The following is a 13858-nucleotide window of genomic DNA, read 5'->3' as shown; positions in this document are numbered from 1 at the left end:
CCCTCGGCGGCGGTCTATCGGACCGTTGCCGAGGAGATAGTGACAAATCGAACGTCCGTTTGAACATTGTGTGCTGCTTATCAGTGTGATCGTTCGCTACATTCACAGCCCTGACATTGATTTAGCCTCGGTCGGGGCTCTAGGATTTCGTCGACTTCGGTGTTCTCCCGTAGCTTCCGGTTGCCAGCGGCCAACCGCCGGCCAACCGGTGGAACAAGGAAGGGGGCGGCTATTGTTCGCCTATGCCGTTCGAGCCCCTTTCCACTATGGAGTCAGCCCTCTGGGGGCTGCTAGGTAGCTTCATCGTGGAAGCACTCGAACTCGGCGCTGCGTTGCGACGTGCGAAGACCCTGCCCTGGAAGCGCCCCGACGAACCAGGGCTCCCCGCCTACCTGGCCTCAGTCGTGCTTCGGCTCGCCGCTGGCGCGGGACTCGCCGCCCTCAGTGGAGCGGACGGGCGCCTGGCCAGCCCCTTAGCCGCCGGGCTCCTCGGCATCACCGCACCGCTACTGATCGAAAAAATTCTGCGCCAAGTTGACCTGGCGCCGACCGAAGCCGCCACACCACACCACCACTCGACATTACCCCTCAGTCGTTCCTTACCACCCCCGGTAGCAAAGGACCAGAAGCTGGCCTCAGGAGATGCGGATTCTTCCGATGTCGACTGACTCCTTCCGCCGTCAACTCGTGCTTGCGCTCGGTCGTTCCACCCCCGCCTTTCACGCACCACGAGTAGCCCGACCTGGCCGTCTAAGAAACCTCCTGGCTGCCCTGGCCCGACGTACCCCAGCCTTCACCAGCCAACAACCCGGTAGCCTGCCCAGCGCCGATCTCCGCCAGGACGACTCTCGTGTCGCCGACCTCCGCAAGAACGACCTGGCTGGCGCCGAGCCCAACAACAGGGATCTTCGCGAGGCCGACCTGGTCGGAGTCAACCTCGCCCGCGCCAACGTCGCCGGAGTCAACCTCACCGGTGCGAATCTCGCCGGTGTTGATCTTCGTGGCGCGGACCTCACCGACGTCGACCTCACCGGTGCGAATCTCGCCGGTGTTGATCTTCGTGGCGCGGACCTCACCGACGTCAACTTCACCGGCGCGCTCCTCATCGGTGCCAACCTCGCCGGTGCCAACCTCGCCGGTGCCAACCTCGCTGGGGTCGACCTGACCGCCGCCAACCTCCGCGGTGTTGACCTAGCCGGCGTCGACCTCGGTGGCGTCGAACTGGCCGCCGCCAACCTCACGGCGGCCGACCTTACGCAGGCCGATCTCACCGGCGCGTTTCTCATCGGTGCCGACCTCACCGGTGTTGACCTTGCCGGCGTCAACCTCGCCGGTGTTGACCTTCGCGGAGTCAATCTCACCGGCGTCAACCTCACCAGCGCCGACCTCCGTGAGGCCAACCTCGACCGCGCCAACCTCACCGGCGTCAACCTCTGTGAGGCCAACCTCTACGGTGCCGTTCTCACCAGCGCCAAACTTGCGGGGGCGCGGTGGGATTGGGCCACCATCTGGCCGCCCGAGCGGGCGGCGGAGATCTGGTTCCGGTCGGCGGAACGACCGGACCAACCGGGTGTCTACGTCGTGCTACCAGAAGCCGGCGGCCGGGATCGCCCACCCGTTGCCGTGGGACCGGGCACGTAGGCGTCGGCGTGGTCGCTGCCGCCGTCACAGACCGGCCTATCGAGGGGTCCGAGGCTGCGGCGGGCGGAAAAGCTGACCTCCCGATCCCTCAAGACTATTTTTGGTCGATACCGTCACCTGAACGGTACGACGTGTACAATGAGCCGGATTCGCTCACAATCGGACAGGTGTCCGAATCTTGGGCCAATCTTCGGGGAATGCTTGAGGATGACTCGAAGACTCTTGGTTATGGGCTTGTTTGGCTCGCTGATGTTCTGCGGGCAATAGGTGATGAGGCTGTGGGCTAACCACAAGCGAAACGACTGTTGACTTCGCAATCGTCAGTTGCGTGGGCGGCTCTCCTTCCGAAGTGGCACCCAGTTAGGAGTGGTGGCGGCTCTACTGGCCAGCCCGCGCCAGCCCGTCGGTGTCGGTGGCCGGCGACCCGCTCGGGCCGCCGGCCACCGACCTACTCAGATGCCGCTTGCCTTCGTGCAGTCCGACGACGGTTCCAGGCTGAAGTCGAGGGTTGCGACGAACCCGGCCTCAACCCGGATGCGGTCGAACTCCGGCACCCAACCGTCCTTGGCGACGATCACGTCGTAGCGGCCTTTGGGCAGCCAGACCGTGTACGTGCCGGAGGCGTCCGCCTTCAGCGTGAAGCCGGCGCCGCTGCCGGTCGCGTTCACCCGGACGGTGGCCGGTACGCCGACCGTCTCCCCGCCGCAGGTCACCCCGGTGACCGTGCCCTGGAGCTTGCCCCAGCTCCTCGGTGGAGACACGTTCATCTCCACCTTCACCGGCGCGGTCGGGTACGGCACGTCGGCCGCGAACGCCAGCTCGCCGCTGTAGCGACCGGGCTGCTCAACCCCGGCCTCGGCGGTGGCCGTGAGGGTCACCTGCACCTGGAGGGACTCGCCCGGCTCCAGGGTGAAGTTGGCCGGTGAGGTGCTCAGCCACGGCAGCTCCGCATCCTGGATGCACAACTCCAGCCCGCTGAGCCGTTCGGCCTCCGCCGATCCGACGAACGAGCTGGGTGAGCCGCCGATCCGGTAGGCCCCACACGCCGCGGCCCCCCGGTACCGGGCGAACTCGGCGTTCGGCAGGTCCTGCCAGGTGCCGGTCGCCGGGTCGTAGGCGATCGTCTGGTTCGTCACCGCGGTGGAGTCGTTGGTGACCCCGCCGGCCAGCACGAGCATCCCGCCGGCCGCGGCGTACGACGAACCCCACAGGTCCAGCGGCATGTCCGCGATCGGAGTCCAGGTGTCCGTCACCGGGTCGTACCGGTGGGCTACGGTCTCGGCGCCCGATCCACCGGCGCAGTACACCTGGGTGCCGAGGCCACCGCAGCTCATCCAGGAGACCGGGTGCGGGTAGGGGGCAACAGTGGCGAAGGTCGCGGCCTTCGGGTCGAACACCACCGTGTCGTCGGTCGCGGTGCAGCTCGAGTCGGTGCAGCCGCCCACCAGGTAGATCTTGTCAGCGACGACGGCGGTTCCGGGGGCGGCGGTTGGCGCGGGGTTGGTGACCCCGTCCAGAGTGCTCCAGGTTTCGCTGGCCGGGTCGAAGACATTCACCGTGGGGTCCGGGTCGGAGGTGCTGCCCCACCCGCCGGTCACGTAGATCTTGCCGCCGACCGTCGCGACGCCCGGCTTCGCCCGGGAGGTGGGTAGCGCCGGCAGGTCCAACCAGGAATCAGTGTCCGGGTCGTAGACCCAGGTCGCGCGCTCCGTGCCGGTGGCGCTACCGCCGCCGATCGAATACACCTTGCCGTCCAGGATGGTGGCGGAGTTGTCGAAGACCTCCGCCGGTAGGTCCGCTACCCGGGTCCAGCTGTTGTCCGCCGACTCGCCGACCTCCGCCGGTGCTCCGCCGTACGTGGTCCCGGTGCGGGCTGTGCTGAGGCCCTTCACCGTGACCTCGCGCAGCGGGGCCCCCGGCGCCTCCAACAGATCAAACCCGCCCGTCCGCTCCAACACCTCGACGTCGGCCGGGGCGGTACCGGTGTTCTTCACCGTCACCCGGGTGCTCCGGGTACTGCCGTACGGCTGGTGTGACTCCACCTCGGTCGGGGTGACCGTGAGTCTTCCGGCGGCGAGCGCGAAGTCGGCCCGGCGTACGTCGTCGGCGACGACCGTCACGTCCTGGTTGGCCACCGGGTACGGCGTCCGTTCCGCGGTGAACGGGTGCGTTCCGGTGAGACTGGAGAAGAGCCAGTAGAAGCCGTCCGACTCCGCCGGGTCGTCCGGCGTGCCGGCCGAGACAGCGCTCTCTTCGGGCTGATCAACGCTGGTCACCGTGACGCCGTTGAGGGGTGCGCCGGTGTTCTGGTCGCTGGTCGTGCCGACCACCAGGCCGCCGGGCACCGGAGTGCAGTTCCGGTTGGCCAGGATGACATCGTCGACCTGCCACCACCAGGCGAAGGTACCGGCGAAGCGGAACCGCACCTGGGCCTCCGACGCGCCGGCTGCCGGCGTCAACGGCACCTCCTCGACCCGCGGCCCGCGCAGGCTGCTGGTCTGGTGCCAGACGTTGGTCCAGGTCTCGCCGCCGTCGGTGGTGACGTCGATGTCGGCGCTGTCGTTGAGGCCGAGTGCCCGCCAGTCACTGTTGAAGCGCAGCACCGGTGCGGGGGTCCCGGAGAGATCCACCGTCGGGCTCACCAGGTCGGTGTCCTGACTGTTGCCGAGGCCGAGCTCATCGCTGTCGATGATCGCGAAGCCGCCGCTGCCGCCGGTCAGGTTGCCCCGTTCGCCGAGGTCTTCGAAGGTCCAACCGCCCTCCTCGGTGCGGTTGACCACCGACCAGCCCTCCGGCGCGGTGCTGTCGGCGAAGTCCTCCGTCAGGAGCGGGTCGTCGTAGCTGCCGCTGTAGCCGGCCGCCGTGCAGGATTCCGCAACCCGAACGGCCATGTCGACAGTGGTGGCGTCGCCACCGACCGGTACCTCCCGGGTCACCGTTCGGTAGTCCGGGTACTGCGGGGTGGCGGTGATCGAGTAGGTGTTGTCGCCGGCCACAGTGGCCGACCACTCTCCCGTTACCGGGTCGGTGAAGACCGGGTCGCCCGGCTTGCCGGCGATGTCGATCTTCGCGTAGAGCGGCCAGCCGTGTCCGGAGCCGTCGGTAACCTGACCGCTCACCGTGACCATGGGGCTCGCGACGAGCGTGAAGTCTCGGGTCACGGCCCCGCCCTCGTCCACGGTGAAGGTGTCCGACTGCGACTCGTAGCCGTACAAGGTGGCCGTCACCGTGGTCTCACCGGCCGGAACGGTCAGCGAGTACCGGCCGTCGGCGCCGGTGGTGGTGTCGCGGGTGCCGTCGTCGATGGTCACCCCGGCGATCGGCTCGCCGTCAGCGGCTGAGGTCACGGTGCCGGTGACCCGCCCGACCGGGCCGCGGGGGGCCTCGTTGACCGCCGTGTACGCGTCGAGTCGGCCTTCGCCGAAGACGTTGTTGTCGGCCGCGGTCCCGCCGCAGGTGGTGTCATCGACATCGCGGGCGGTACGGTCCAGCAGCGCCTCGGTCGCCGGCAGGTCCCCACGGAGGCTGGGGGCGACCGACCAGATCAGCGCGGCCGTGGCGGCGACGTGTGGGGCCGCCATCGAGGTGCCGCTGAACGCGGAGTATCCGCCGCCGGCGACGCTGGAGCGCACGGCCACGCCTGGCGCGGCGATGTTCGGTTTGATCAACTCGGTGCCGGAGCCACGGCTGGAGAAGCCGGCGATGGCGCCGTTCGACCCGTACGCCCCGACGGCGTACGAACTCTCGTAGTCCCCGGGGGAGCCGGCGGTACCGCAGCTCGGGCCGCTGTTGCCGTTGGAGAAGACCGGGAGGATCCCGGCGGCCCGCCACGCGTCAACGGTCTGCTGGTACCAGGGGTCGTTGCCGCCGCCGCCCCACGAGTTGTTGACGATGTCGGGGCGCAACTCCGGGCGGGGGTTCTCGCCGTTGGCGTCGGTCGGGGCCAGGATCCACTGGCCGGAGGCGAGTAGCGCTGGGTCCGAGCAGGTGCGGAACTCGCAGCCCTTCGCCGCTATCCACCGGGCACCCGGTGCGACGCCGATCTGGTTGTCGGCCCCGTCGTCACCGACCATCGTGCCCATCGTGTGCGTGCCGTGGTCGTTGTTGTCGCAGGGCACCGAGTCGGAGCAGATGTCCGTCGGGTCGAACCAGTTGTAGGCGTGGTCGAAGCTGCCGCCGCCGAGGTTGCCCCGGTAGGAGTTGACGAGGGCGGGGTGGTCGTACTGCACGCCGGTGTCGATGTTGGCGATCACGATGCCTTCGCCGCGGTCGCCGAACTCGTCCCACACCTGGGGGGCGCCGATTTCGGCGACGCCCCACTCGATGGCGTCGGTGCGGGCCTCGGCCTCGGCGGGCGTCGGTTCGACCAACTGGCGGCTGCGGACCGGCTCGATCCGCTCGACCTCGGGTCGGTTCGCGATCTCGTCGATCAGGGCCCGGTCACCGTGGACCTGGATGGCGTTGGCGATCCAGTAGGAGGTGTGCGCCGCCTTCCGCGCGTCGAGCAGCCGCAGCAGGTCGGCTTGGGTGCGTTCGGCGGTGTTGGTCAGGAGTTGGTGGACCGCACGGGCCCGGTCGTCGGGCGTTTGCAGGGTCGCGGTGCCGGCGAGCGGTGCGGTTTCCCGTAGGTAGACCAGGAAACTGGTGCTGTCGCTGGTCTCCAGCAGTTCGGACGCGACAGTTGCCCGCTCCGATGCGCCAGACGGCGACGCAGCGAGCGCTGGCTGGGCGCTCAACCCCAGCAACAGCGCCCCGAACGCGACGGCCAGACGCCCCAGGCGTGACCGCGCGGATGGTCGTACGAACACGTGTCCTCCCCACGTCCGCGGGCCCGGGCTGTTCCGAGCCCGCGCCAGCCATGCTCGTGAAAACACCGACACTGATCAATACATTGTCTCAGTCAGTATTCGATCAGTGACTGGGCGCGCTTCTGGCCGTACGCTGACTCGGTGTTCAGCCGGACAATTTCTCGGCGGGTGATGCCCGTCGGTCAACGCGGGTGCCTGGGGAGGCAGCGTGTCTGAGCGGAAAGGTCCGATCGTGGTCTGTGTGAGCCCCGACATGGCTGTGCGCGAGCGCGTGCTGCGCCGCCTCGAAGGGGTGGGGCCGGTGTTGAGCTGTGCTGATCTCGCGGAGCTGCGGGCGATGCTCTTTCCTGAACCGTCGGTCACCGAGGAGCGGGGCATCGGTCCACCGGAGACCCCGGTCCGCTACGGCGAGCTGGTGGTCGACCCGCCGGCGCACCTGGTCACCTGGCGGGGGCATCCACTGGCGTTGACCCGTACCGAACGGCGGTTGTTGACCCGGTTGGTGACCCCGCCGGTCCGGCTCTGGAGTTACGAGCGACTCTTCGCCGCGGTCTGGGGCGGCGCCTACCTCGGCGACACCGCGATCCTGCACTCGGCGGTCAAGCGGCTCCGGCGCAAGCTGCGCCTGCTCTCCGGCGGCCCACGGGTGCTGACCGTGCGCGGGGTCGGCTACCGGCTCGTCCTGGGCTCCGACGACTCGGGCGGATAGTGCGGTCGCCCCGGCGGCGGCTGGCCCGCTCCGGGACATGACACGATGGCGCGGTGAGCGCAGTCCATCCGGGGTACGCCCCACCCTCCGGGCCTGATCGCCCGCCGTCCCGGTCGTGGATCCGGCGCTGGCTGCTCGTGGGCACGGCGGCCTGGGCGGTGCTGCTGGCGGGGCTGGCCTGGTGGTCGGCCCGCACCGACGAGCCCACGGTGCGGGAGCAACGCACGATTGAGCAGGCGTCGTCGGTGGTCAACGCGGCGGTCGGTCGGCTCGTCGCCGAGCTCGACGGCGCGGCGTGGGCGATGACCCCGTCCCGCGTGGAGCGGGGCTGCCGGGTCACCCCGGTCAGCGCGGGCGCCGAACTGACCCGCGGGATCGACGTCCTGGTCGCCGAGGGGGGCGAGCGCGAGCTGCTCAGCAAGGTCGCCGACGCCCTGCCGGCGCGATGGCGGGCCGGCGTTCGGGATGCCGCCGAGGGCCCGCTGCTGCGCGCCGACGCCGGTGAGTTCGTCCTGGTCGAGGGGGAGTCGACGAGTCCGGGTCGGGTTCGGTTCGCGGTGCTGACCGGCTGTCGCCCGACCGAGGCCGCGTTCGGCAACCTGCTACCCGAGACCCCGCCCGGACCAGCGCTGCGGGCCGCGTTGCAGGCGCTGGGCCGTCCGGTGCCAGCGCAGGTGGATCGGATTGGGACATCCTGCCCCGGCGGCGCGAAGGCCTGGACCGAGCGGGTGGCGGCCGGCCCCGAGCCGGCAGCACTGAGCGCCCTGGCCCCGTTGGCCGCCGCCGGCACCGTGGTGGTCGACACCCCCGAGGTGTACGCCTACCGGAGCGGCAGCGACCTGATCGTCGCCGACGCCACCGGCGACCAGCTGCACCTGGCGTTCTCCACCGGGTGTTCTGACTGACGAGGGCGTTTCCGCCCGGTACGCGGCGTCGGAGATTCGGCGGCTCACCTGAGGCCATGCGCGCGTCAGCCGCCGTGGGCGCTGTCGCGTGTCCTCATCACAGTGTGGGAAGTCGTCACTATGTGTCGGCTGAGTCTCCTAGCCTTTCGCGGATGACCAGCGATAATCTCCAATTCACGGTTCTGGGTTGTGCAACGCCATACCCGAGTGTGGACAATCCCTGTTCCGGCTACCTGGTGTCGGGTGGGGGCGCCCGGGTGTGGGTGGACGCGGGCAGCGGGACGCTGGCTCAGCTGCAACGACATGTCCGGCTGGACGAACTGGACGCGATCTGGATCTCGCACCTGCACGCTGATCACAGCGCCGACCTCCTGACCGCCTACTACGGGGCGCTGTACGCCGATATCCAGCTTGCGGCGCCGATCCCGTTGTACGGCCCGCCCGGCATCGCCGACCGATTGGCGCACTTCCTGACCAACACCGCGACCCGCAGCCCGATCGAATCCGCATTCGCCGTCGAGGAGCTACACGACGGGGATCGGGTGGCGGTCGGCGCGCTTACGTTGACCAGCCATGCGGTGGCACACGGTATCCCTGCCTTCGCTCTGCGTGTCGACGTTGGGGGGCGGTCGTTGGTGTACTCCGGGGATACAGCCCCCTGTCCTGGCCTGACGAGTCTGGCCAAAGGCTGCGATGTGCTGCTGTGTGAGGCCGAGAGCGCGCAGGCCCCGAGCGCGGGAGAACGGGTTCATCACACACCGGAAGATGCCGGTGACACTGCACGAGCGGCTGGGGTAAGGCGCCTGATCGTCACGCACATCGGGAGGTTCCTCACCCCACAACAGGCGGTGACACGTGCCTCGACTCGGTTCGACGGTCCCATCGACCACGCCGCCCCCGGTGCCACCCATTCGGTCGACTGAGCCGGCTCGCCGCGGCCCAGTAGGCGAGACCTCCGCTTTCGCCGCGGTTCCTCGTGCTGGCCACTGTCTTCCTGATCCCGGCCGTCGTCTGACGAAACCCGGACGTCCTACTCTGCGAGGTCGAGGGGGACCGTTATCGCCTGCGCCAAAGGATGACGTGACGCGGTAGGACGGCGTCGTGGAGCGCTAGTAGACGAGCGCGCGGGTCTCCTCGGCCATTACCTCTTCGACGAAGACCGCCGAGCCGGCGATCCGGACACCTGGCAGCACGTCGCCGGTTCCGATGTCCCGGCGGGCCGCGCACTGCGTGCAGGCGGTCACCCGGCCCGTCGCCAGGATCACGTGCAGTAGCTCGCCCAGCGGGGCCGAGTGCGGCAGCTCGAACTCCTGCGCCCGGCCGGGCAGCGCGAACCAGGTCGCCTCGCCGGTCAGCCAGAGCGAGACGTCAACTCCGGCAGCGGCTGCGGTGGCCGCAACCGTGAAGGCCTGCGCGCACCGCTCCGGGGAGTCCGCTCCGGCGGTGACCTTGATGACGAGGGTTCGGCCCACGAACGCCAGCATAGGATAGTCGCCGATGGTCACCGAGATAGGGTTCGTCAGTTTGCTGGTCGCCGCGCTGGGTGGGCTCGCCGGCGGCTTGGTCTACCTTGCCGTACGCATTTCGAGAGGGCAGTAGTGAGTGACGAGAATCCGCTTCAGCCGCCGTGGCTGAACGCGCCTCCGGTGGACCCGTACCCCTACGAGGAGAGCCACGACCTGCGTACCGGCCCCAAACTGCATCCCGCTCTGGACGGCCTGCTGCCGTACATCGGGGTGTGGCGGGGTCGGGGCCGGGGCGGCTATCCCACCATCGAGGATTTCGACTACGCGCAGGAGATCCGGATCAGCCACGACGGCCGACCGTTCCTCTGCTACGAGTCGCGGGCGTGGCTGCTGGACGAGCAGAGCCGCCCAGTCCGCCCGGCCGGGCGGGAGATGGGTTGGTGGCGGCCGGTGCTCGACCGTAACGGCCGGGCGACCAACGAGTGGGAGGCGCTGATGAGTACGCCCACCGGCGTGATGGAGCTGCACCTCGGCAAGCGCACCGGCACCCAGCTTGAGTTCGCCACCGACGCGGTGGTCCGCACCCCCACCGCGAAGGAGGTGACCGCCGGTCATCGGCTCTTCGGCATCGTGGAGGGTGCCCTGCTCTACGCGCAGGAGATGGCCGCGGTCGGCCACGGCCTCACCCCGCACCTGTCCGCCCGGCTGATCCGGGTGGGCGGCTAGGTCAGTCCGGCTGATCGGGGTGGGCGACGGAGACCAGCCGGCTGATCCGCGGCGGAGGTCATTCCGGTTGGTCGTCGTCGGGCGGGACGGGGAAGCCGAGTAGAGCCTGTAACCGCCGGGTGTAGGTCGACCGGGGCCGGCCGATGCCGTCCAGGACGCGGACCTCGACCAGGCCCCGGACCGACGAGCTGAACCAGACCGCGTCCGCGGCATGCAGCTCGGGCGGAGTCGCCAGCTGCTCGTGCGCGCCCAGCCCCACCTGTTCGGCATTGGCCAGCAGCCAGGCGGCGGTGGTGCCGGGTAGGACGCCGGCCGCGGCGGGTACCGTGCACAGCGCCCCGTCGGCGAACCAGAGGACGTTGGCGGTCGGCCCCTCCAGGACGTACCCGTCGGTGGAGGTCCAGAGCGCGTCGTCGACGCCGTTGCGGGACGCCCACCGGCGGGCGGCGTTGTGCACCGCGTACGACGTGGTCTTGCTGCCGGTGGGCAACCAGTCCAGGCCGGCGCGGCCGCGGGCTGGCACGCCCAGCGGCAGTGTCGCCACGGTGATCCCGTCCCGGCGGGCCGCCCGAGCCGATGGCGGTACCGGGGCCAGCGTGGCGTACACGGTGGGGGCCTCGCCGTCGGCCACGCCGCGGGTGCAGACCAGCCGCAGCGCCCCCTCAACCTCGGTGGGCCAGTCGAGGCAGATCTCCTCAAGCAGCGCGACCAGGGCATCGGTCGGCGGCAGGGTCAGCCCCATCACCGGGGCCGCCCTGGTCATCCGTTCCAGGTGCGCCTCCCGCAGCCAGGGCCGGCCCGCCCGCAGGTGCATCGTTTCAAAGAGGCCGTCACCGTGCAGGACGCCCAGGTCGTCGCCGCGCAGCACTGGCTCGGTGACCGGCACCTGGCCCCGCCCGAGCACCGCGATCCTCGCCGTCGTCATGGCCGCCGAGCATAGGGCCCAGGCGGGCTGCGCCGGGTGGGGTCCGGCCCGGCACCACCGACACGGGCGCCGGCAGAACGGGCCGGTAGGACGGGAGAGTGCTGTTCGGCCCGAGCGAACTATGCTTGGACCGTGTCCGAATCCTCCCTCGCGGAACTCCTCCGGGCCCGTGGGCTGCGCTTGACGGCGCAGCGGCAGCTTGTCCTCCAGGCGGTTTTGGATCTGGGGCACGCCACCCCGGAGCAGGTCCACACGGCCGTCCGGGAGGTGGCCGCCGGGGTCAACATCACTACCATCTACCGCACGCTGGAGCTGCTGGAGCGGCTCGGCCTGGTGACGCACACCCACCTCTCGCACGGCTCGCCGACCTTCCACGCGGCCGGCGAGGACCAGCACGTGCACCTGGTTTGCCGGGAGTGCGGCGCGATCGACGAGATCGATCCCGCCCTGCTGCGCCCGTTGGTCGACCAGCTTGCCGAGCAGCGGGGGTTCCGGGTGGACGTCGGCCATGTCTCCCTCTTCGGCCGCTGTAGTCGCTGTGCGAACGGGGAGCAGGAATGATCGACATTGCGGGCGCGGTCTCCGTCGAGAGCATCGACGAGGACAGCCGGGACCAACCGGAGCCGGCGCACGCCGCGGCGGGGGTCCGCTCGGTGGCGGCGCACTACGGGGATCCGCTGCGCGAGCAGCGCACCCTGGAGACGGCGGTCGGCCTGGTCGACCGTTCGCACCGGGGGGTGATCGCGGTGCCGGGCGAGGATCGCCTCGGCTGGCTGCACACGCTCACCACGCAGCACCTGGCGGACCTGCCCGCTGGGCAGGGCACCGAGTTGCTGGTGCTCTCCCCGCACGGGCACGTCGAGCAGCACGCGATGGTGGCCGAGGAGGGGGGTACGACCTGGCTGGACACCGAGCCGGGCGACACCGGTGGGCTGCTCGGGTATCTGGAGCGGATGCGCTTCTTCAGCAAGGTGGAGCCGCGCGACGTGACGCCGGAGCACGCCCTGCTCTCGCTGGTCGGCCCAGCGGCGGTGGACGCCGTGGCGACGCTCGGGGTCTCCGGTCTGGCGGAGCCGGATCTGCTCGAGGTGCCCGGCCCGAAGTTCCGGGCCGGCTCGGTGCCGCCCCGGTCGACGGTGCGCTACGACGTCCGTGCGCTACCGATCGGGGGCTGGGCCCGCCGTGGCCCGCTCGGCGTCGACCTGCTGGTGGCTCGGGAGGCGATGGGCCGGGTGGTGGCCGAGCTGCGCGGTGCGGACGTGCCGGTCGCCGGGCTCTGGGCGTACGAGGCGGTGCGGGTGGCCGCCCGTCGCCCTCGGGTCGGGCTGGACACGGACCACCGGAGCATTCCGGCGGAGGTGGGCCTGGTCGGGCCGGCCGTCCACCTGGAGAAGGGCTGCTACCGGGGGCAGGAGACGGTGGCCCGGGTGCACAACATGGGTCGGCCGCCGCGTCGACTGGTTCTCCTGCACCTGGACGGGGTGACCACGGACCAGCCACCGTCGGCCGGCACTCCGGTGACGCGGGATGGGCGTACGGTCGGCTTTGTCGGCACCGCCGTACACCACCACGAGCTGGGCCAGGTTGCCCTGGCGGTGGTCAAGCGCAACGTGCCCGACGACGCCCGACTGCTGGTCGGAGAGACCGCCGCGATGATCGATAGCTAGGGAAGCGCCCCGGTCGGACGTCGGTGACGGCGGAAGGGTTCAGGTCTACCGGCCGGCCAGCCGGAAAACTTCCGGCCGGCCGGCCGTCGATCGGGCGACTAGGATCCGGGCATGACGACAGGGACGTTGATCACGGTTGCCCCGACCGGGGCCGAGTCGGCCAAGGCCGAGGTGCCGGCGCTGCCGGTCACCCTCGATGAGCTGCTGCTGACCGCGAAGGAGTGCGAGGCCCTGGGCGCCTCCGTGGTCCACGTCCATATCCGGGACGGTGCGGCGCAGCCGACCCTCGACCAGCGGCGGCTGCGCGAGACCGTCGCGGCGCTTCGGGAGAGCACCGACCTGGTGGTGCAGCTCTCCTCGGGTGGCGCGGTGAGCGACCCGGAGGCCGACCGGCTCGCCGTGCTCGATGCCGCTCCAGACATGGCCTCCTGCACGATGGGCACGGTCAATTTCGGCACCGACGTGTTTCTCAACCGGTGGGAGTTCATCGTCGAGTTGCACACCCGGATGCAGGAGCGGGGCATCGTCCCGGAGTACGAGATCTTCGACCTGGGGCACCTCACCGCCCTGCAACGCCTGCTCGGCAAGTACGGCCTGCCGGCCGGTGGGCATGTGCACGTCGACCTCGTCCTGGGCGTGCCCGGCGGAATGCCCGGCACCCCCGCGGCCCTGGTGGCCGCCGAGCAGATGCTGCGGGACCTACCAGCCGGCACCACCTTCTCGGCGACCGGCGTCGGTCGGAGCACGATCCCGGTTCTGCTGGCCTCGCTCTCGGCAGGCGGACACCTCCGGGTGGGCATGGAGGACACGGTGACCTATGCCAAGGGGCAGCCGGTCGAGTCCAACATGCAGCTGGTGGCCCGCGCGGTCAGCTTTGCCCAGCTCGCTCAGCGCCCTCCGCTCACCACCGCCGAGGCCCGGGAACTGCTCGGCGTGCCCGCCCTTCGCCGGTAAGTGGCGTGTTGGGGGTCGCCCCCTGACGTCGCGTTCCTGATTCCCTGGTCACCCATC

At 70.2% G+C, this 13858-nt stretch carries 13 protein-coding genes; 10 read left to right on the top strand and 3 right to left on the bottom strand.

Going from position 1 to position 13858, the window contains the following annotated elements:
* Window positions 1–242 precede the first annotated feature (242 nt).
* Together SALPAC3_RS27110 and SALPAC3_RS25760 are read left to right on the top strand one after the other, a co-directional pair.
* Entirely contained in the window at window positions 243–668 is a 426-nt protein-coding gene (locus SALPAC3_RS27110; protein WP_033668039.1) for a hypothetical protein, read from the top strand.
* Window positions 658–1641: a pentapeptide repeat-containing protein gene (locus tag SALPAC3_RS25760; RefSeq protein WP_232430501.1), complete on the top strand. Its 984-nt coding sequence runs from the start codon at window positions 658–660 to the stop codon at window positions 1639–1641. The genes SALPAC3_RS27110 and SALPAC3_RS25760 overlap by 11 nt, the downstream gene beginning before the upstream one ends.
* Before the next feature lie 452 nt (window positions 1642–2093).
* Here the strand turns inward: SALPAC3_RS25760 and SALPAC3_RS0112540 are convergent, their stop codons facing one another.
* The gene (locus tag SALPAC3_RS0112540; protein WP_018221580.1) at window positions 2094–6449 is read right to left on the bottom strand and encodes a S8 family serine peptidase; all 4356 of its coding nucleotides are present in this window, start codon (window positions 6447–6449) and stop codon (window positions 2094–2096) included.
* A 253-nt stretch (window positions 6450–6702) separates the two neighbouring features.
* On the opposite strand from SALPAC3_RS0112540, the gene SALPAC3_RS0112535 reads away from it, so the two are divergent.
* The 3 genes from SALPAC3_RS0112535 (at window position 6703) to SALPAC3_RS0112525 (ending at window position 8986) form a co-directional block, all read left to right on the top strand.
* Window positions 6703–7158 (top strand): winged helix-turn-helix domain-containing protein, encoded by a 456-nt coding sequence (locus tag SALPAC3_RS0112535; protein WP_018221579.1) that lies wholly within the window; start codon window positions 6703–6705, stop codon window positions 7156–7158.
* A gap of 53 nt (window positions 7159–7211) precedes the next feature.
* Window positions 7212–8063, top strand: a complete 852-nt coding sequence (locus SALPAC3_RS0112530; protein WP_026185504.1) for a hypothetical protein — start codon at window positions 7212–7214, stop codon at window positions 8061–8063.
* Window positions 8064–8215: 152 nt separating this feature from the next.
* Window positions 8216–8986, top strand: a complete 771-nt coding sequence (locus SALPAC3_RS0112525; protein ID WP_026185503.1) for an MBL fold metallo-hydrolase — start codon at window positions 8216–8218, stop codon at window positions 8984–8986.
* Window positions 8987–9172: 186 nt separating this feature from the next.
* Here the strand turns inward: SALPAC3_RS0112525 and SALPAC3_RS0112520 are convergent, their stop codons facing one another.
* Window positions 9173–9547 carry a DsrE family protein gene (locus tag SALPAC3_RS0112520; RefSeq protein ID WP_018221576.1) on the bottom strand — a complete coding sequence of 125 codons (375 nt, stop codon included), beginning with the start codon at window positions 9545–9547 and terminating at the stop codon, window positions 9173–9175.
* 13 nt (window positions 9548–9560) lie between these two features.
* Here SALPAC3_RS0112520 and mtfM point away from each other — a divergent pair, with 13 nt between their 5' ends.
* Both mtfM and SALPAC3_RS0112510 read left to right on the top strand, forming a co-directional pair.
* Window positions 9561–9662: a small membrane protein MtfM gene (mtfM, locus tag SALPAC3_RS29075; RefSeq protein ID WP_018221575.1), complete on the top strand. Its 102-nt coding sequence runs from the start codon at window positions 9561–9563 to the stop codon at window positions 9660–9662.
* Window positions 9662–10255, top strand: a complete 594-nt coding sequence (locus SALPAC3_RS0112510; RefSeq protein ID WP_018221574.1) for a nitrobindin family protein — start codon at window positions 9662–9664, stop codon at window positions 10253–10255. Before mtfM ends, SALPAC3_RS0112510 begins: the two co-directional genes overlap by 1 nt.
* A gap of 58 nt (window positions 10256–10313) precedes the next feature.
* Here SALPAC3_RS0112510 and SALPAC3_RS0112505 read toward each other — a convergent pair whose 3' ends face one another.
* On the bottom strand, window positions 10314–11180 hold the full coding sequence (locus SALPAC3_RS0112505) for an aminotransferase class IV (RefSeq protein WP_026185502.1): 867 nt from the start codon (window positions 11178–11180) through the stop codon (window positions 10314–10316).
* A 132-nt stretch (window positions 11181–11312) separates the two neighbouring features.
* On the opposite strand from SALPAC3_RS0112505, the gene SALPAC3_RS0112500 reads away from it, so the two are divergent.
* The 3 genes from SALPAC3_RS0112500 to SALPAC3_RS0112490 all read left to right on the top strand — a co-directional run bounded on the left by SALPAC3_RS0112500 (window position 11313) and on the right by SALPAC3_RS0112490 (window position 13801).
* Complete coding sequence (locus tag SALPAC3_RS0112500) at window positions 11313–11741, top strand: Fur family transcriptional regulator (protein ID WP_018221572.1); 429 nt, start codon at window positions 11313–11315, stop codon at window positions 11739–11741.
* Window positions 11738–12847: a CAF17-like 4Fe-4S cluster assembly/insertion protein YgfZ gene (gene ygfZ / locus SALPAC3_RS0112495; protein ID WP_018221571.1), complete on the top strand. Its 1110-nt coding sequence runs from the start codon at window positions 11738–11740 to the stop codon at window positions 12845–12847. Before SALPAC3_RS0112500 ends, ygfZ begins: the two co-directional genes overlap by 4 nt.
* Before the next feature lie 111 nt (window positions 12848–12958).
* Window positions 12959–13801, top strand: coding sequence for a beta-keto acid cleavage family enzyme (locus SALPAC3_RS0112490; protein ID WP_018811585.1), 843 nt, complete (start codon window positions 12959–12961; stop codon window positions 13799–13801).
* Window positions 13802–13858 lie beyond the last annotated feature (57 nt).

This window comes from Salinispora pacifica DSM 45544, assembly GCF_000378845.1.
Classification (GTDB): domain Bacteria; phylum Actinomycetota; class Actinomycetes; order Mycobacteriales; family Micromonosporaceae; genus Micromonospora; species Micromonospora pacifica.
The sequence above is the reverse complement of the archived record's forward strand: the minus strand, read 5'-3'. Positions and strand labels throughout refer to the sequence as shown.